At 41.1% G+C, this 16085-nt stretch carries 19 protein-coding genes and 6 pseudogenes; 4 read left to right on the plus strand and 21 right to left on the minus strand.

What is annotated here, in order from left to right; all coding sequences use genetic code 11:
* From yhbY to OWN49_RS11055, 4 genes are read right to left on the minus strand one after another with little or no spacing between them, the layout of a single operon-like run.
* Nucleotides 1-291, minus strand: coding sequence for a ribosome assembly RNA-binding protein YhbY (gene yhbY / locus OWN49_RS11040; protein WP_003152858.1), 291 nt, complete (start codon nt 289-291; stop codon nt 1-3).
* Entirely contained in the window at nt 285-1127 is an 843-nt protein-coding gene (gene aroE, locus OWN49_RS11045) for a shikimate dehydrogenase (RefSeq protein WP_015417858.1), read from the minus strand. Before aroE ends, yhbY begins: the two co-directional genes overlap by 7 nt.
* Nucleotides 1128-1146: 19 nt before the next feature.
* Nucleotides 1147-2247, minus strand: coding sequence for a ribosome biogenesis GTPase YqeH (yqeH, locus tag OWN49_RS11050; RefSeq protein WP_014305454.1), 1101 nt, complete (start codon nt 2245-2247; stop codon nt 1147-1149).
* 2 nt (nt 2248-2249) lie between these two features.
* Nucleotides 2250-2768 (minus strand): YqeG family HAD IIIA-type phosphatase, encoded by a 519-nt coding sequence (locus OWN49_RS11055; RefSeq protein ID WP_007408254.1) that lies wholly within the window; start codon nt 2766-2768, stop codon nt 2250-2252.
* Nucleotides 2769-3125: 357 nt separating this feature from the next.
* Between OWN49_RS11055 and OWN49_RS11060 the strand changes: the two genes are divergently transcribed.
* Nucleotides 3126-3266, plus strand: a complete 141-nt coding sequence (locus OWN49_RS11060; protein WP_003152850.1) for a sporulation histidine kinase inhibitor Sda — start codon at nt 3126-3128, stop codon at nt 3264-3266.
* 131 nt (nt 3267-3397) lie between these two features.
* Here OWN49_RS11060 and OWN49_RS11065 read toward each other — a convergent pair whose 3' ends face one another.
* The 3 genes from OWN49_RS11065 to OWN49_RS11075 form a co-directional block, all read right to left on the minus strand.
* Complete coding sequence (locus tag OWN49_RS11065; RefSeq protein WP_003152848.1) at nt 3398-3532, minus strand: hypothetical protein; 135 nt, start codon at nt 3530-3532, stop codon at nt 3398-3400.
* Between the two features lie 74 nt (nt 3533-3606).
* Nucleotides 3607-4338: an SGNH/GDSL hydrolase family protein gene (locus tag OWN49_RS11070; protein WP_025649828.1), complete on the minus strand. Its 732-nt coding sequence runs from the start codon at nt 4336-4338 to the stop codon at nt 3607-3609.
* A gap of 69 nt (nt 4339-4407) precedes the next feature.
* Entirely contained in the window at nt 4408-5142 is a 735-nt protein-coding gene (locus OWN49_RS11075) for a polysaccharide deacetylase family protein (protein ID WP_013352949.1), read from the minus strand.
* Nucleotides 5143-5375: 233 nt separating this feature from the next.
* Here OWN49_RS11075 and OWN49_RS11080 point away from each other — a divergent pair, with 233 nt between their 5' ends.
* On the plus strand, nt 5376-6002 hold the full coding sequence (locus OWN49_RS11080) for a TVP38/TMEM64 family protein (RefSeq protein ID WP_013352950.1): 627 nt from the start codon (nt 5376-5378) through the stop codon (nt 6000-6002).
* Nucleotides 6003-6017: 15 nt separating this feature from the next.
* Here the strand turns inward: OWN49_RS11080 and OWN49_RS11085 are convergent, their stop codons facing one another.
* The 3 genes from OWN49_RS11085 to OWN49_RS11095 are packed head-to-tail and all read right to left on the minus strand — an operon-like array spanning nt 6018 to nt 7710.
* A complete protein-coding gene (locus OWN49_RS11085; RefSeq protein ID WP_250324172.1) occupies nt 6018-6326 on the minus strand; it encodes a GNAT family N-acetyltransferase in 309 nt (102 codons plus the stop codon).
* 21 nt (nt 6327-6347) lie between these two features.
* On the minus strand, nt 6348-6488 hold the full coding sequence (locus OWN49_RS11090) for a hypothetical protein (protein ID WP_245133885.1): 141 nt from the start codon (nt 6486-6488) through the stop codon (nt 6348-6350).
* The gene (locus OWN49_RS11095; protein WP_176283429.1) at nt 6454-7710 is read right to left on the minus strand and encodes an MFS transporter; all 1257 of its coding nucleotides are present in this window, start codon (nt 7708-7710) and stop codon (nt 6454-6456) included. Before OWN49_RS11095 ends, OWN49_RS11090 begins: the two co-directional genes overlap by 35 nt.
* A 454-nt stretch (nt 7711-8164) precedes the next feature.
* On the opposite strand from OWN49_RS11095, the gene sigK reads away from it, so the two are divergent.
* Nucleotides 8165-8890, plus strand: coding sequence for an RNA polymerase sporulation sigma factor SigK (gene sigK, locus OWN49_RS11100; protein ID WP_020956104.1), 726 nt, complete (start codon nt 8165-8167; stop codon nt 8888-8890).
* Nucleotides 8891-8939: 49 nt separating this feature from the next.
* Here the strand turns inward: sigK and OWN49_RS11105 are convergent.
* The 6 genes and pseudogenes from OWN49_RS11105 to OWN49_RS11130 form a co-directional block, all read right to left on the minus strand.
* Nucleotides 8940-9137, minus strand: a pseudogene (locus OWN49_RS11105) (DUF2634 domain-containing protein); the annotation flags it as partial.
* A 100-nt stretch (nt 9138-9237) separates the two neighbouring features.
* Nucleotides 9238-9936: an aspartate/glutamate racemase family protein gene (locus OWN49_RS11110; RefSeq protein WP_176283430.1), complete on the minus strand. Its 699-nt coding sequence runs from the start codon at nt 9934-9936 to the stop codon at nt 9238-9240.
* A gap of 95 nt (nt 9937-10031) precedes the next feature.
* Nucleotides 10032-10297, minus strand: a pseudogene (locus tag OWN49_RS11115) (DUF2577 family protein); the annotation flags it as partial.
* A gap of 55 nt (nt 10298-10352) precedes the next feature.
* Nucleotides 10353-10470 (minus strand): annotated as a pseudogene (locus OWN49_RS11120) (hypothetical protein); the annotation flags it as partial.
* 396 nt (nt 10471-10866) lie between these two features.
* Complete coding sequence (locus OWN49_RS11125) at nt 10867-10974, minus strand: winged helix-turn-helix transcriptional regulator (protein ID WP_146284331.1); 108 nt, start codon at nt 10972-10974, stop codon at nt 10867-10869.
* A 3-nt stretch (nt 10975-10977) separates the two neighbouring features.
* Nucleotides 10978-11829, minus strand: coding sequence for an aldo/keto reductase (locus OWN49_RS11130; protein ID WP_176283431.1), 852 nt, complete (start codon nt 11827-11829; stop codon nt 10978-10980).
* Nucleotides 11830-11999: 170 nt separating this feature from the next.
* Between OWN49_RS11130 and OWN49_RS11135 the strand changes: the two genes are divergently transcribed.
* Entirely contained in the window at nt 12000-12443 is a 444-nt protein-coding gene (locus OWN49_RS11135) for a MerR family transcriptional regulator (protein ID WP_052586319.1), read from the plus strand.
* Nucleotides 12444-12672: 229 nt separating this feature from the next.
* Here OWN49_RS11135 and OWN49_RS11140 read toward each other — a convergent pair.
* From OWN49_RS11140 to OWN49_RS11160, 5 genes and pseudogenes are all read right to left on the minus strand, one after another.
* Nucleotides 12673-12783, minus strand: a pseudogene (locus OWN49_RS11140) (phage terminase small subunit); the annotation flags it as partial.
* Between the two features lie 140 nt (nt 12784-12923).
* Complete coding sequence (locus OWN49_RS11145; protein ID WP_176283432.1) at nt 12924-13919, minus strand: site-specific integrase; 996 nt, start codon at nt 13917-13919, stop codon at nt 12924-12926.
* 665 nt (nt 13920-14584) lie between these two features.
* Nucleotides 14585-15034 (minus strand): annotated as a pseudogene (locus OWN49_RS11150) (sigma-70 family RNA polymerase sigma factor); the annotation flags it as partial.
* 93 nt (nt 15035-15127) lie between these two features.
* The gene (locus OWN49_RS11155; RefSeq protein WP_045208300.1) at nt 15128-15781 is read right to left on the minus strand and encodes a hypothetical protein; all 654 of its coding nucleotides are present in this window, start codon (nt 15779-15781) and stop codon (nt 15128-15130) included.
* A 29-nt stretch (nt 15782-15810) separates the two neighbouring features.
* Nucleotides 15811-16047, minus strand: a pseudogene (locus tag OWN49_RS11160) (XtrA/YqaO family protein).
* Between the last annotated feature and the right edge of the window lie 38 nt (nt 16048-16085).

Consider the following 16085-nt stretch of genomic DNA (forward strand, 5'->3'; position numbering starts at 1 on the left):
TTACGGAAGCTCGATTTGTTTATTTTCCTTTGATTCCTTATACAATACGATCGTATTTCCGATCGTCTGCACCAATTGTGAGCGGCTGCCTTTCACAAGGGCTTCTGCGACATCGTTTTTATCGTCTTCGCAGTTTTGAAGCACGCTGACTTTAATCAGCTCTCTTGCTTCTAAAGCCTCGGCAATCTGTTTCACCATGTTTTCGTTGACTCCGCCTTTTCCCACTTGAAAAATAGGCGTTAAATGATGCGCTTTTGAACGCAAAAACCGTTTTTGTTTTCCTGTTAACATTGTGTTCCTCCTAGTTTTCCTTCAACAATTGCTCTCATTAAGCCGCTGTCAGGCTCTTGTTCCGTCCACAGCTTGAAAGACAGTGCAGCCTGTTCCACAAACATGCCGACACCGTCAAGGGTTGTTAAACCTCTTTTTTCAGCTTCTTTTAAGAACGCCGTTTGAATCGGGTTGTATACGATATCACAAACGATGGCGCCCGTTTTGGCCCGTTCCAATGAGAGCGGCACGGCATCCGTTTTCGGATACATGCCGACAGATGTTGTATGAATAATGACGTCATATTGTTCAAGCTGATTTTCAGCTTCTTTTAAAGTAAGGGCGCGTTTCTGCTGAAAAGAGGGAGCAGCCGCAATCAGACTTTCCGCTTTTTCCGGCGTGCGGTTGCAAACGTCAAATTGTTTCGGCTCTCTGCGGACGATTGTCGTAAAGATCGCTCTTGCCGCCCCTCCCGCCCCAATCATGAGGATGGAGAGCTCTGATATCGGTTTGTCCAATACTTTGACTAAGGATTTATAAAACCCATCTCCGTCAGTATTATACCCGATGAGCCTGTCTCCCTCTCTTTTGACGGTATTTACGGCCCCGAGTACTTTCGCGCTTTCATGTATTTCATCCAGATGCTCCATGATCGCAACTTTATGCGGAACTGTGACGTTCACTCCGCAGATGCCAAGCGCCTTGATTCCGTTAACGGCGTCCTTGAGATGACGAGGTTCCACCTGAAACGCAAAATACTGCCCGTTGATGTTCTTATCTTGCAAAGCTGCGTTATGAATATCGGGTGACATTGAATGCCCGATCGGATTTCCGATTACTCCGTACAATTGTTTCATGCTCCCTCTCCCCTTCTCTCTATATTAATGAACGGCGGACAAATACGTGTACGCCTTTCGGAGCGTATGCCGTTATTTTTTTATCTGCTTGCTGCACCGTGACCCAGCCGAGTCCGGAAAAAACGATATCCGTCTTTCCTTCTTTAATCGTAAACGTGTGGGCCGTAAGCTCCGGAAATTCATCCAAATGATCTTTTCCGGGCGGGGTAAGCAGTTCTCCCGCATGCTTTTCGTATAAAGCATCAGCATTTTCAAGCTTTGTTCTGTGAATCATCAATTCATTCGGCATATAGCAGACAAACGCCGTTTTATCGCCTGATACATAGTCAAACCGGGCAAGCCCGCCGAAATAAAGCGTTTGTTTTTCATTCAGCTGAAAAGTGCGCGGCTTCAGTTCTTTTTTCGGTGTCAGCACCTTTAAGTCACGCTTGTCCACGTAATGCGCCATCTGGTGATGGTTAATGATTCCCGGCGTATCATAAAGCGCAGATCCGTCATCAAGCGGGATTTCAATTGCATCAAGCGTCGTGCCCGGAAATTGAGAGGTGGTAATAATATTCTCTTCCCCTGAGACCTCTTTAATAATCCGGTTGATAAATGTGGATTTGCCGACATTGGTACAGCCCACCACATACACATCGCGCCCTTCGCGGTAATGTTCAATGGCGTCAATGACTTCCTTCATCCCTTGTCCGCGGGAAGCGCTGATTAAAAAGACATCAAGGGGTTTTAAGCCGTATTCTTTCGCTTCGCGTTTCATCCATTGGACGAGCCGTTCCCGCTTTACGGATTTCGGCAGGATATCGGCCTTATTACCGACAAGAATGATCGGATTACCGCCGACAAAGCGGTTCAGCCCGTTTATCCAGCTTCCGTTAAAATCAAAAATATCAACGACTTTGACAATTAGAGAGTCAGTATCGCCGATTGTGTGCAAAATATTTAAAAAGTCATCATCCGTTAATGAAACATCTTGAATTTCATTGTAATTTTTCAGTCTGAAGCAGCGCTGGCAGATGACATTCTCTTTTGTGAGCGATGCCTTTGGCGCGTATCCGAGACCTTGTTTATCCTCGGTCTGGATCGTTACTCCGCAGCCGATGCAAACAACCTTTTCCATTCCTAATCCTCCCACTGAATATGGCCTTTACGTTTCAAAGAACTCAATATTCTCCGTTCAATCCGGCGGTTAAAGCGCGTCATGACTCCGTCAGAGGAAGCGACAGGCACGACGAGGATCGTATGATACCCGTTTCTGTTTCCGCCGAGAACATCAGTAAGCAGCTGATCGCCGATGACCACACAGTCTTCTTTTTTCAGATCCATGCTGCTGACGGCTCTTTTAAAGGCGCGCCCCATCGGTTTTCTTGCCTTATAAATAAACGGTATGCCAAGCGGCTCCGAGAATAATTTCACTCTTCGTTCATTATTATTGGAGACGATCGTGACTTTAATGCCGTGCTCCTTCATTTCTTCAAACCACTCGATTAATCGAGGTGTCGCACTCGGTCTGTCCCACTCCACAAGCGTGTTGTCAAGGTCTGTAATAATCCCTTTCACATTGCGTTCCTTGAGCTTTTCCGGTGTGATATGAAATATATTTTTCACAAATTCGTCAGGTAAAAAAAACTTTTTTAACAAAACCCGCACCCTTCCTTTTCTTTCTATCATCTATATGTCGAAACCTGTCAGATTTAAAAACAAAGTCGGACTCAGTAAAAAAATTTCGACAAAAATTGGGTTTCTTCACCAGTTGTGGATAAAATTACACACATTATCCACTCTTATTACATCCGGATTTATCCAGATTATAAACAAGATACTAACAAGTTATCCACTTACGAGTGTGGATAACAGAACGATTGTTCTTATTTGTATTTCATGGTAGATTAAAGATAACCTCACCATGATTGAAACGCAACCTTCCATCATATGCTTGCGTCTGATGATTGATTACAATTGTAAGGAGGTGCCACTCCCATTAATTGGGTCCCCGGCATGAGAAAGCTTTCTGATGAATTACTAATAGAATCTTATTTCAAAGCCAATGAAATGAATTTGAGCCGTGAATTTATCGAGTTAATTGAAAACGAAATCAAAAGAAGATCGCTCGGACACATTATTTCCGTTTCTTCTTAAACAGAAAAAATTCCCGGGCGAATTTCCTTTTTTTACTCAGATGACTGATATTATATCACTTCGGTTATGCGCATTACTACCACTTTCAACAAAAAACACCCCTAAAATAGAGGTGTTTAAGAGGACGGCTGCTATATATTGAACCAATACAGACCGCCCAGGACGAGAATGACGACGAGCAGCACAACAAAAAATGCGTACCAGTACCCCGCATTCACCCGAGGAGGCGGGCATACAGGATATTGCGGAGGGAAACCGCGGTTCATAGCAATCGCCTCCAAAAGATGTTTTTTCTACAGCCTATGAAGCAGAAGCAAAACGGTTTAGGCAGCTGACGGCGTCAGCGTTCCAAAACCCGCCCATTTTTTATGCCTTCAATTAAGATTCTGGCACCTTTTGGCGTCATATGATTTCCGGAGGGATCTATCAGTCCGGATTGGATCAGCGCCCGGTCTGTATCTTTGCCGCCGTCCGCGCGTATAAAGTGTTTCCAGTTATCCACCAGCGGCACTTTCAACTCAGCTGCAACCTGCCTCGTAACGCCGTTATAGGAATTATGCCATTTTCTCGCGCCGCCTTTTTCTTTAAAGGCTGAGGCTTTATATCTCGAATAGTAATAGAGATGATGCGTTCCGTTTCCTTCTATAACCGGGATGCACGTCATTAAAATCGGCTTTATGCCGTGATTTCTGCTTTCGTTTATGAAATAAGTCAGGTTTTCTTTAAACCGTTTCTTTGATACTCGCGGCTGATCTCCCGTCAAAATGCCCGCATCATTTGTTCCGAACATGATAAATAAATATTGGGGCTTACGCTCCAGCACATCGCTTTGAAAGCGCAGGCGCGCATCCTCAGTCGTCTGGCCGCCTATTCCCGCATTTATAACCGTAAGACGGCCGCGTTCCGCTGTTTTTAAAATATTTACCCACTGCTGCGCCTTCGGATAATCACGATAATCCCAGTTGGAACCGCGCGTATTGCTGTCGCCGAACGCGACAACACTTTTCTCTTTGCCCGCAGCGCATCCTGATAACAGACAGGTTATCGTAATAAAAAGAACAGCAAACTTCATTTTCTCTCCCTCCAAACCTTACCTCCTATGGTACACATCTCTTTGGCGGCTTTCAACGCGGCGCTCTCTTTACTGGATATGAAAAGGACCGGAATCCTGTCCGATCAAATCCGAAACCTTAACAAACGTGTAGCCCTGCTTTTTCAGCTGGGGAATGATTTCTTTCAAAGCCTCCACCGTCTGGCGCCGGTTTCCTCCGCCGTCATGCAGAAGAACGATATCTCCATCTCTGGCATGTGAAACAACGTGCCTGACGATTTTTCCTTTTCCGGGCCTTTTCCAGTCCCTCGGATCTTGGTTCCATGACCACATGATGATATGATAGCCCTCTTTTAAGATGCTTTTGAAAGCCGTCTGATTCAACGACCCTCCCGGCGGGCGGAATAACTTGTCCCCTTCCGGCTGCAGCGATCTGATATGATGCGCGGAGCTGTGAAGCTCTTGTAAAATGTCTTTGCGTTTTAAACGGTGAAAATAAACATGGTTCATCGTATGGTTGCCGATTTCATGTCCTTCTTCAACGATGCGTTTTGCCGTTATGGGGTATTTGTCTATACGGCTCCCGATACAAAAAAAGGTTGCTTTAACATTGTGCTGTTTCAGCACGTCTAACACAGCCTCCGTATAGACAGGATGGGGGCCGTCATCGAAGGTTAAAGATAGCTTCTTTTTTTCAGACCTTATATCCCAGTACACGTTTCCCGTCTTCTCCATGTCACTTCTTTTTAAAGATTTCGCATCGGCGGACACGGCAGTGAGACTCGTGAGGACGCATATCATGATGATCAGATGAAAGCATCTCAACGTTTACACCTCCAGTAAACACTACTGTTAACGTGTCCCCTTTTATAAAAAATCATTCTCTGCATCAAATGATGTACATCCCCGCTTCCCGCTTGTTTTTGTCCAAATCCGGGTGCAGCCGTTTCTCATCAAACGGCAAATGCTGATAAACAAGTACGCTTATCGGACAGCTTATTTTAATAGAAGGAGATAGATTTGTGCTGTATACTAATTGAAAAGAGGTGAACGTACAGATGATAAAAAAGGGATTCAGTCTTGCCGTCATCATTGCTGTCGTGATGATCGGCTTTATGCAAAAAGACGTCTGGCTCAGCATGATTCGCGCGGGCGGCATGTACGCCGTGCTTATGAGTATCCTTCTGGTCGCAGCTGACGTATTTTTTCCGATCGTTCCATTCGCCATTATCGCAGCCTTAAACGGAGCGGTTTTCGGGATTGTAAACGGAGTGTGGATTACATTGTCAGGCGCGATGCTCGGAACAATGGCATTGTTTTTTCTCGTCCGGTACGGATTCAGAGACTGGGCCAGAAAAAAGCTGGCGGCTTACCCGGCCGCGGCTCAATATGAAGATTCATTTCATCAGCACGCGTTTACGGCGGTGCTTTTCGGGCGGCTGATTCCGATTATACCGTCGCTTGCCATGAATACCGTCTGCGGGCTGAGTAACATACGATGGCCGATCTTTTTTTCTGCGTCGGTGCTCGGCAAAATTCCGAACATTGTGATCGTGACCGTCGCAGGCGCTTCATTTACAAGCAACAAACTGCTGTCTTTCGGGATTTACGGAATGTATATGCTCGTCTTAATGGCGGTCATTTATAAGAAGTTTCCCGGTCTTTTAAAAACAACGAGAAAATGAAACGCGTACCGCCCCCTATTCCGGCGGTACGGCTCCTCTCATTCTGAGAACTTTTCCGTTACATTCTGAACCGATCACTTCCATGTTTTTCTTTCTGTAAAATGACAGAGCCGCTTCATTGCCCGGCGAAACTCTCAGGTGATATTCCGAAACACCGTTCGCTCTGAAAAACTGATTCGCGTATTGATGCAGTTTTGTTCCGCACCCTCTTCCCCTCTGCTGCTCAGTCATATAGTAAAGGTGCACATAACCGATTTTTTGGCTGCGGTAAAATTTGATGGAAGCTTCAAGCTGTCCGATCGGCTGCCCGTTATGAAGAAGCAGCTTAAAATTGTCGGGTGAGCATTAGATTTGGGATGACAGCCATCTGAGATATTCATCCTTAATAAAATGATCCGCCGTGCCAAAGCTGACGAAAAACGAATCCTCACGAAATGAAACGGCCGTCTCTTTATGTTTGTTTACATTGATCCGCTTGAAATACATCGGGAGTCCTCCTTTTTGAGGCCGCAAATAAGAACGAGCATAAAATGGCTGCCAACGCCAGCATAACAGCAGCCCCTGCGATGACGATGCCGCGGACGGAAGAACTGACAGCCGCCGCTCCGAAAACCGCCGTTACCAATATAATGAAGACGGCTTCGACTAATGAATAAAAGCTCCCCACTCTCCCCATGATGTCCACCGGAACATTCTTTTGATAAAACGTCAGAAAGCCTGTATTGGCAAACGCCAGAAAAAAAGCGAGAAGGAAAAATCCGAAAGCAGCCGTCCAAAAAACGTCAGAAAACGCATAAATCATATATCCTGCCGCTGTGAATAAAGAGCCCATTCCCATCAATAAAGAAGCCGGCATTTTTTTATTAAAGAACACATTGACAAGCGCCCCCGCAATAACCCCTGCCCCAGAGACACTGACGAGAAAACCGTAATCGGCATCAGTCAGCTGAAGAACTTCTTTTGAAAAAGCGGCTTCAAGCGAATCAAGCGCGGATAGCATAACGGTCATGACCAGACTGAATAAAAAATAAATGATCATGACGTTTCGCGCCGTTCGGCTGAAGCGATAGACGAGCTTCCAATCTTCTTTGCACACTGCCAAAGAAAGCTTCTGTGCGGGAGAATGTACGTGGGGCTCATTTTCAAGGTTCGGCAGCATCATCGTGATGAAACCGGACAGCACTAAAGCCCCCGCATTCACCCAAATCGCAAAAATCGGCGTGCCGGCGATAAAAAGCAGCCCGGCCGCAGCCGGCCCGAGGAGAAAAGCCCCTGATTCCGACAAAGCCCTTAGTGAATTGAATCGTTTTCTCCTTTCAGCCGGAATAAGCATCGTCACATACGCCATGGAACACGGTCGAAACATCGCATTGGCCATTTGAATCAAAAACACGATACAATAAATGGAAAATAAAGACCATACAGTAAACATCAACGGCAGAACGGCAATGAATGCAGCCCGGATGAAATCAAGCGACATCATCATATTCCGTTTGTTACACCGGTCGATGATGCTGCCCGCCCACCCATTTGTCATCAAAACAGCCGCAGGTCTGATTAAATAAAGGATGGAAACCGCAAAAGCAGACCCCGTTTCTTTTAAGACAATAAGATTAAGAGACAAAAAATAAATCCATTCACCAATATTTGCTATCCCGATTCCGGTTAACAGAAGCATCGGGTACCGCCAAGACTTCAGGTTTTTCATCTTATCCCTCCCTTAGAAATAAAAAACGCCCTCAAGACAATAAAGTCTTGAGGACGGGAAACAGCCCGCTATGCCACCTCAATTCGGTTTGGTGCCGGCCTTGCCGGGTACAAAGCTTACTCGGTAACAGGAGTATCCGCCGCATCATCCTCGTTTTTCATGATTCCGATGCGAAGCTAAGAGGTTTGTTTCAACACATCCATTCATACTCCTTCACAGCTCCCGGAGCTCTCTGTCATGAATGATATCTGTCTACTCGTCTCTTCAGCGCTTTTCGTTATATTCTTTTCACCCTTACTTTTTTTAACAATATACAGGCTCAATCAGCAAAAATCAAGAGGCTGTAAGAAATAAAACCTGCCTTTGATTAATTTCCCTGTACAGACACAAACAGCCTGACTGCCACATACAGTTACATATAGGCTTTTGCCTACATAACTTTGTGGAGGTGAGGATGGTGACAGGTGTTTTTGCAGCGCTCGGGTTTATTGTGAAAGAACTCGTGTTTTTAGTATCATACGTGAAAAATAATGCCTTTCCACAACCGCTCTCAAATAGTGAGGAGAAAAAATACTTAGACCTTATGGCTGAAGGCGATGAACACGCCCGCAACATGCTGATCGAACATAATCTCCGTTTAGTCGCCCATATTGTGAAAAAATTCGAAAACACGGGAGAGGACGCAGAAGATCTGATCTCCATCGGTACAATCGGACTGATCAAAGGAATTGAAAGCTACTCAGCCGGAAAAGGCACGAAGCTTGCCACATATGCCGCACGATGTATTGAAAATGAGATTTTAATGCATCTGCGCGCATTGAAAAAAACGAAAAAAGACGTCTCCCTTCATGACCCGATCGGCCAGGATAAAGAAGGGAATGAAATAAGCCTGATTGATGTTCTCAAGTCGGAAAGCGAAGATGTGATCGACACCATTCAGCTCAACATGGAACTTGAAAAGGTCAAAAAATATATTGATATTTTAGACGACCGCGAAAAAGAAGTCATCGTCGGCCGCTTCGGGCTTGATTTAAAAAAAGAAAAAACGCAGCGCGAGATCGCAAAGGAGCTCGGCATTTCAAGGAGTTATGTGTCGCGGATTGAAAAACGCGCATTGATGAAGATGTTTCATGAGTTTTACCGGGCGGAAAAGGAGAAGCGGAAGAAGAAGGGAAAGTGAGCAAAAAGCCGGATCTGACATTCCGGCTTTTTCTATTTTATCTTTTTCAATCATGACTATAAACAGAATATGCGTAGCGCTCAGTGTGAAGGGACAAATATACAAACTGTTTAATCGCGTCAAGGCCTGTGATGAATTCATTTGTGATACGGCCATTTTCAAAATATATTTTGTAGGTTTGAGAGGTCCCTATGACTTCGCTGTCATCTTCAATATCATCAAATTCAATTTCTGAGGAAAGGGTCATGATAAGATCACTCCTATAACGTTCCTCCATTTATTGATTGAATGAACCATAATAAAAACCGCTCCTAAAGAGCGATTTTAAAATATAAGAAATAATCATTCTAAGAAGAAATCGAAAGGGATTTATTTACTGCTTTTTGAGCATGGATTAAAGTCGTATCAAATAATGGCACTTTTGAATCGTCTGCCTTTACTAATAGTCCAATTTCAGTGCATCCAAGAATGATTCCTTCTGCTCCTCTATCCACCAAATTATTTATGATCTTCTTATAAATGTTTTTGGAAGACTGTTTAATTTCACCCAGACACAGTTCTTGATAAATAATATTATTTATTAATTCCCTTTCATCATCATCAGGAACAATGACATTAATATCATGAGACGCAATACGTGATTTATAAAAATCTTGTTCCATCGTATATTTAGTACCTAGCAATCCTACTGAGCGAATGTCTTGTCTAATAATTTGTTCTGCAGTTGCATCGGCAATATGCAAAATAGGTATAGTGATCATTTCTTGGATATATCCAAGAACTTTATGCATAGTATTTGTACATATTACAATAAAATCTGCACCTGCTTTTTCTAATGATCTTGCAACTTGACCTAAAGCTTCACCTGCTTTATCCCAAGCTCCTATGGATTGATAATGTTCAATTTCCTTAAAATCAACACTGTATAAAAGGCATTTTGCCGAGTGAAGCCCTCCTAACTTCTTTTTTATTTCTTCATTGATAATTCGATAATACTCAGCTGAAGATTCCCAACTCATTCCGCCAATAAGACCAATAGTTTTCATAACCCACCTCGGATAAAATTTTCAAAATATTATAGTTATTCTATAGCATAGATTAGGTCTTTACAATTATTTATTTTTTCAGGATTATTATCATAAATTTTATCGAGAATAAAAAATGATTGCCCGCCTTTTAAGGAGACAACCATCAAATTCTCACCCATTTTCAGTTCTTCATCTTCTCCAGAGCGCAACCGTTTAGGAATAATAATCAAATCAGCAGTATTATTAATTTGTCATTTTCATTAAGCCTTATTTCAATAGATGAAACGGAAATCACTTCAGCCGGCATAATATCCACCGGTGACTCAGAATCAATAAAGTCAGAATATAGAAAAAGAGATGTGACAGTTATGAAAATCATTTTTCTCATTCGTTACTGCATTTTGGTATCAAATGACTTGACTTATAAGTCCTTAACTTGCGTCCTCTCTCAAACGATTCAACGCCGGACGCTCTAAAAAGCTCTCAGAAAGTCCTTCACAGGCATACTTCAGTCCCTGCTTTCTATTTGCAGACCTCGATCTGGCTGCCGATGCTTGAGCCCTTGTTCCTCGGTTGATAACCTTACAGCTAATGGCTATCATCCTGAATCTTCTTCTTATACAGTTTTATTAAATAATGATAGAAATCGTTATGCATTTTCCAGTTTGCGGCTCTCGAAGATTATCACCTTCTTTAAATGCATCACCCCTTTGGTTATACTACGTAATAACTGTTTGTCCTACTTAGGTGATTTTCAACGGTGGAAAAAAGAAAAACTAGTTACTGATTAGTAACTAGTTTTTATCTTAAAAGATTCAAATATTAGGTTTCAGATTTTCTGGTTTAACCATCTCATCACATTGTTCTTCCGTTAATAATGTAAGCTGCACGCAGTCTTTTTAGCATTAACCCTTCCTTATGAACAAACTTGGCATTTTCTAATAATTTTCATACCTGATAAGGTTCTAATTCCCTAAGTTGTAGTATCGATATCCTCTGTGTAATCCATGGGATTAACCTTTTAAGTTTATTAAACCTAACTGTTTTATTAGACAAAGCTTACAGATCGAATTTCATAGCGCCTATCGATTTTACAATTTCCGGATCTTGGTGCGACCCGAAAAGACTTTCTCCTTTATCAAGGGTGGAAATTTTTTCGATATCCTCTAAGCTCAACTCAAAATCAAAAATGTCAAAGTTTTCGACAATCCGTTCTTTTCGCACCGATTTTGGAATCGTAACGACTTCACGCTGAACAAGCCAACGCAGCACAACCTGGGCGACGGATTTATTGTGTTTTTCCGCAATGGAAGTCAACACGCCGTTGCTGAACATGTTATTGCGCCCTTCAGCGAACGGTGCCCATGACTCGTGTTGAACTCCCTGCTCTTTCATAAAAGCAGCACTTTCTTTTTGCTGGCAGAATGGATGCGTTTCGACTTGATTGACGGCTGGCACGATTTCATTATGCATGATCAGATCCATTAGACGGTCGGGATGGAAGTTGCTGACTCCGATTGCCCTGATTTTTCCTTCGCGGTACAGATCCTCCATCGCGCGCCAAGCGCCGTAGTAATCGCCGTATGGCTGGTGAATAAGGTATAAATCAAGATAATCCAGCTGCAGCTTATTTAAAGATTTGGAAAATGCCGCCTTGGCACTTTCATAGCCGGCATCCTGAATCCAGAGCTTGGTCGTAATGAACAGCTCCTCACGCGGTACGCCGCTCCGCTTGATTGCACGTCCGACTGCCTCCTCATTTAGGTAACCGGAAGCAGTGTCAATCAGGCGATAACCGGCCATCAGTGCTTCATATACTGCGTTTTCACATTCTTGAGCATCGGGGACTTGGTATACACCGAAGCCGATAATTGGCATTTTCAATCCGTTGTTTAATGTTACGGTTTGCATTGTAATTCCTCCTATTGTTCAAATGTAGAACGACAAACGGCACGCATCCCGAAAATCGGGCACTGCAGAATGAATTCCACTGCGGCTGGTTTGCGTTATAATAAGCTTATTACCTTCGTGCAACACGAAGGCAAGCACTTTTTTAATAAATTTTTAAAGGAGGATTACACATGCATACAGTCAAAGAAGCAGCGATGATAACCGGACTCACTGAGCATGCGGTGCGCTTTTACACGGATAAAGGCCTGGTGCCGAGCGTACAGCGCAATAAAAACAATATCCGTTTGTTCGATGAAGAATCAATCAACTGGCTGTTTGGCGTCAAATGCCTCAGGCAATCCGGAATGCCGATTGAAGACATTAAAACGTACGTGAATCTCTGTCTCGAAGGAGATTCGACCATCCCACAACGGTACACACTCATGATGGAGCATAAAGAAGAAGCACTCGCTCAGCTCGAAGAAGCCAAACAGCACATTGCCCATTTGGAACAAAAAACCGCCCTATATCAGGCCATTCTGGAGCACCGCTCTTTTGATACAACTAATCCCGCCAACTGGGAAAAAATACAGCATATGCATAGTGACGTATTTTACTCGCCCACTGTCCGGTAGATGTGAAAGATATTTATGAGCACATCAATGGATCTTAAACTCCTAAATTGGAATCCATATTGAATAGGCTAAGTTTGATGACATGTTATGAGCGATTAAATTTGTTTATACGGCTATAGGGCTGCAAGTCCTTAATTTTTTTCTTACGGTTACTTTCTATTAATTAGAAATTGATAGAAGTCGCATCTGTATGCGACTTCTTGTTCGATGTTGTTTTCAAGTGTGTCAGTTGTTTCCACGATTTAATGGTGTTCACTGACACTCCGTACTTCTCGGCAAGGTCCTTGTATTTCATACCTTTAAGGTAGTCTTTATGCGCTTGAATGTACTTTTTAGCCATCTACATCCACCGCCGCCTCCTTTTGGATTGAGTTGTTTTGGAAAGTAATTTCTAAAACAACTCAATTCATTACGTTGACTAAATTGCATATTCTGAGTATTAAAAAGTACAAAAAAAAGATACCCTTTGAGGTATCTAGTTTATAAAGTACTAAAAGAAGCCATTGACATAAAAATAGAGCTTAAGTGTCTATTGTCCTTATTTAGATCAACAACTTCTTCGAGGCACTGCTCATAAAATTTAGTTCCAATTCCGGTTAACTTCCTTATTACGTGTTCATTCATTTCATGTTTCAACATATTTACCACGGAATATTTTATTAGACCATTTAAATCACTTCTATCTATACTATTCTTTAAGAAGTTAGCCGTATCAGCTGTAATCTTTTTTAATTGCTCTCCCTCAAATTCAATAAGTAAAAAATCGTTATCTTTTTTAAAAGTAAGTTCATTTACTAATTTTAAATATTTTTCAAATTGATCTCTGAAATTATTAGGTAAAGGCACAGAATAATCATTTATCTTTAAATTGTTATATTTAAGGTCTAGATTATTTTTTTTCAAGTTGCAAATTATTTCATAGCGTACCCCAGTTAATATTATCAATTTAATGATTATTGCTGATCTAAATTTATTAAAATATCTTTTCTCTTCAAAGGCATTTATATATATATCATCTGAATTTAATGTTTCATCACATTGCTTAATGAGATCATTAACCTCTTCTTCAAGTAATGTATTAAAACCGCTACTGTTTTTTAATATAGAGTTGTTTGAGATAAATTCATTCATTTTATATCTATATGATGAATGATTGCTAGCTGATAAATTTAACTCTCTTTCAAAGTCGAGGTTCTTGATACAATGTTCAGATTGGAGATACATAAAAAATTTTTTTATAACAACACTATACATATAAGCAGTTTCTTTTTTTAAAATTTTTTTCTTGCTCTGTGATCGATTTTCAATATTGAATTTTAAAGAATCAATTATCCTTTCTGTTCTAACACCTTGGAGAAAATCTATAATTGTATCATCAGTGACCTTTAAATGTCTCAGATAATCTTTAAAAGCCTTCAAATGAGTGAAATATGTATAAGGTACACTTTCAAGAAAAGACTCAAATATTTGTTCCATTTTACTCATCTCCCATCTTATTATCGACGAAAAACAATGATAATGGAACCATTTGCAAAATTTGTCGACAAAAAAGCACCCTACAGGATGCTTTATTTTCTGCTCTTGATGTAATTTTCCTTACTGATACCTAAAAGCTCCGCAGAATGCTCATCAGCTGAATGTTCTAAATGGCGTATTTGGTATTTAACGAATTCTTCTTCTGTAAATACCTTTTTGTCGATGAGAATATCAATAAGAGCTTCTATTGTACATTGACGGTTTACCGATCCGCATGCTAACTATTCTAACAAATGTTGTTGATTAACATTAATTGTTCTTGTCATGCTTTCACCTCCTACCTTAATATCGGCAAGAGATTATGACAAAGAACATTTTGCAGAATTTGTCGAACGCTTATGCATTACACAGATCCTTTTTTATATTAAAATTATTTCAAGGCTTTAGTAAGCTAGGTGGGCGCGGCTCTCACGGTTAATCCGACCAAGTCGAAATCCTTACTCGCCTAGAGGGGGGTGTGGTTATGGAAATCCACTTCAAAATTTCCCGAGAGTTTGCAGTCGCTATTTTAATTGCAATCGCTCATGCCTTTCTCCATTAGGAGAAAGGTTATTTCTAACGCGAATGATTAAACGATCCGCACCGACCTGCTTCCCATTTGACGCTACAGATTTTTTCAGATTCAACAAACGCTCAAAGTGGCAACCTAGGCATAAATGGATGATGAACTCATCTTTCATTTTGTGTACAGTTTCCCTTGAAATGCCAAGGTGAAGGCCAATAGCACGGTAACTCACCCCCTCCCTCATGCAATTATAAATAACTTTGTGTTGCTCTCCTTTGGTTTTTCCGGCGCCTAACTCAACTGCATATACTCGTTCCTCATAGTATTTAAGACGTTTGAAAAGACGCTCTTCTCTCATATCCATTTGTCGCAACTCAGCCTGACTCTTCCCAGGACTTCCTTTTGGCATAGCTGCTTTTAATCCATATTGAGCAACACCCTAATTTTTCATAGGAATTGTTGAACCATAAAGTACCCTTTGCAATCGATGAACCTCTTTCACCATCCAGTGATAGCTATTGATTAGATTTTCAATGCCTTTTCGATTCATGAATAGGTCCTCCTTTTCCAAATAAAAACGACACTAAACAAGCAGCGTAAATAATACTATAAGTTCAGTGTCCACAGGCTCTCCGTCTTGAACTTAATCTTTTAAATTTAATAATAAATCATTCAAATCGCAAATAAATTTGTAAACAACTTCGTGAAATTCTTTGCAAAATTCCCTATTTAGTATATGTATTCTGTCACGGTCATCAATTTCAATATAATTGTTTTTTCTAATAATTTGAATTAATTCTTTTTGCTTTGTTTCATCTGGTATCATTGTTATTATTCCTGAATTGTGAATATAACAATTTCTAATCTTAGAATAATCAACTATTTTATTCCAAACATTGTTCGAGAATATTTCTGACTCTTTAAATTTCTCATTACTTTTATATCTTAATTTAAAATAACTTTTGGCTTTAAAAATCCCTCTATCATACTTAACTTTGTCTAAAATTGCTTTATCTAAACATCTGCTTATAAGGTGGTACTCTAAAAAGCTATATATACTCGTGAATACACTACTTCTCAAAATTGAAGGATATGTGCTATTGAAGTCATGGTATTCATCAATATAATAATCCCAATAATCTTCTTCAATTTCCGGGCTCAATTCTTTTGCTTCATTTTCATACCGCATTTTTGATTTTTCAAATCTGTCTTCAACATCATCCAAATATTCAATAAACTCATTTAAAGGTGACAAAACCCTTAAATAGAAAGCAACACCTGATCCCTTTAAAAACATACTATCCTCCAGCGTTTTTGTTTATTTTACTACAAAATCACTTTTAAGTGCCTTTTTATTAAACTATCATTCATTTTAAACCCTATCTCATGATCAACCCGCGCAAAGCTACCCTTTACAGTTTGAATCACTGTTTTACCATGCTCCGGAGCATCTAAAACATGGGCAGTTCCTTGATTCCCATCTAAAACAATGATCTGAACTTTTCTGGGCCAATTTTCTGCTGAATAGTGAAGTCTTTTTTGAATTTCTCTTGGATTGTACACTCAATGCGCCCCCCTGTGTTATGATAGAAGGATCAGTT

Origin of the sequence: Bacillus sp. NEAU-242-2 (assembly GCF_027853835.1) — a bacterium.
Lineage (GTDB): Bacteria > Bacillota > Bacilli > Bacillales > Bacillaceae > Bacillus > Bacillus velezensis.

Bases quoted from the DNA above. Each gene is read 5' to 3' on its own strand.
- yhbY (WP_003152858.1), bottom strand. From the start codon at position 291: ATGTTAACAGGAAAACAAAAACGGTTTTTGCGTTCAAAAGCGCATCAT.
- aroE (WP_015417858.1), bottom strand. From the start codon at position 1,127: ATGAAACAATTGTACGGAGTAATCGGAAATCCGATCGGGCATTCAATG.
- yqeH (WP_014305454.1), bottom strand. From the start codon at position 2,247: ATGGAAAAGGTTGTTTGCATCGGCTGCGGAGTAACGATCCAGACCGAG.
- OWN49_RS11060 (WP_003152850.1), top strand. From the start codon at position 3,126: ATGAGAAAGCTTTCTGATGAATTACTAATAGAATCTTATTTCAAAGCC.
- OWN49_RS11065 (WP_003152848.1), bottom strand. From the start codon at position 3,532: ATGAACCGCGGTTTCCCTCCGCAATATCCTGTATGCCCGCCTCCTCGG.
- OWN49_RS11070 (WP_025649828.1), bottom strand. From the start codon at position 4,338: ATGAAGTTTGCTGTTCTTTTTATTACGATAACCTGTCTGTTATCAGGA.
- OWN49_RS11080 (WP_013352950.1), top strand. From the start codon at position 5,376: ATGATAAAAAAGGGATTCAGTCTTGCCGTCATCATTGCTGTCGTGATG.
- OWN49_RS11090 (WP_245133885.1), bottom strand. From the start codon at position 6,488: ATGTATTTCAAGCGGATCAATGTAAACAAACATAAAGAGACGGCCGTT.
- OWN49_RS11095 (WP_176283429.1), bottom strand. From the start codon at position 7,710: ATGAAAAACCTGAAGTCTTGGCGGTACCCGATGCTTCTGTTAACCGGA.
- sigK (WP_020956104.1), top strand. From the start codon at position 8,165: ATGGTGACAGGTGTTTTTGCAGCGCTCGGGTTTATTGTGAAAGAACTC.
- OWN49_RS11110 (WP_176283430.1), bottom strand. From the start codon at position 9,936: ATGAAAACTATTGGTCTTATTGGCGGAATGAGTTGGGAATCTTCAGCT.
- OWN49_RS11130 (WP_176283431.1), bottom strand. From the start codon at position 11,829: ATGCAAACCGTAACATTAAACAACGGATTGAAAATGCCAATTATCGGC.
- OWN49_RS11135 (WP_052586319.1), top strand. From the start codon at position 12,000: ATGCATACAGTCAAAGAAGCAGCGATGATAACCGGACTCACTGAGCAT.
- OWN49_RS11145 (WP_176283432.1), bottom strand. From the start codon at position 13,919: ATGGAACAAATATTTGAGTCTTTTCTTGAAAGTGTACCTTATACATAT.
- OWN49_RS11155 (WP_045208300.1), bottom strand. From the start codon at position 15,781: ATGTTTTTAAAGGGATCAGGTGTTGCTTTCTATTTAAGGGTTTTGTCA.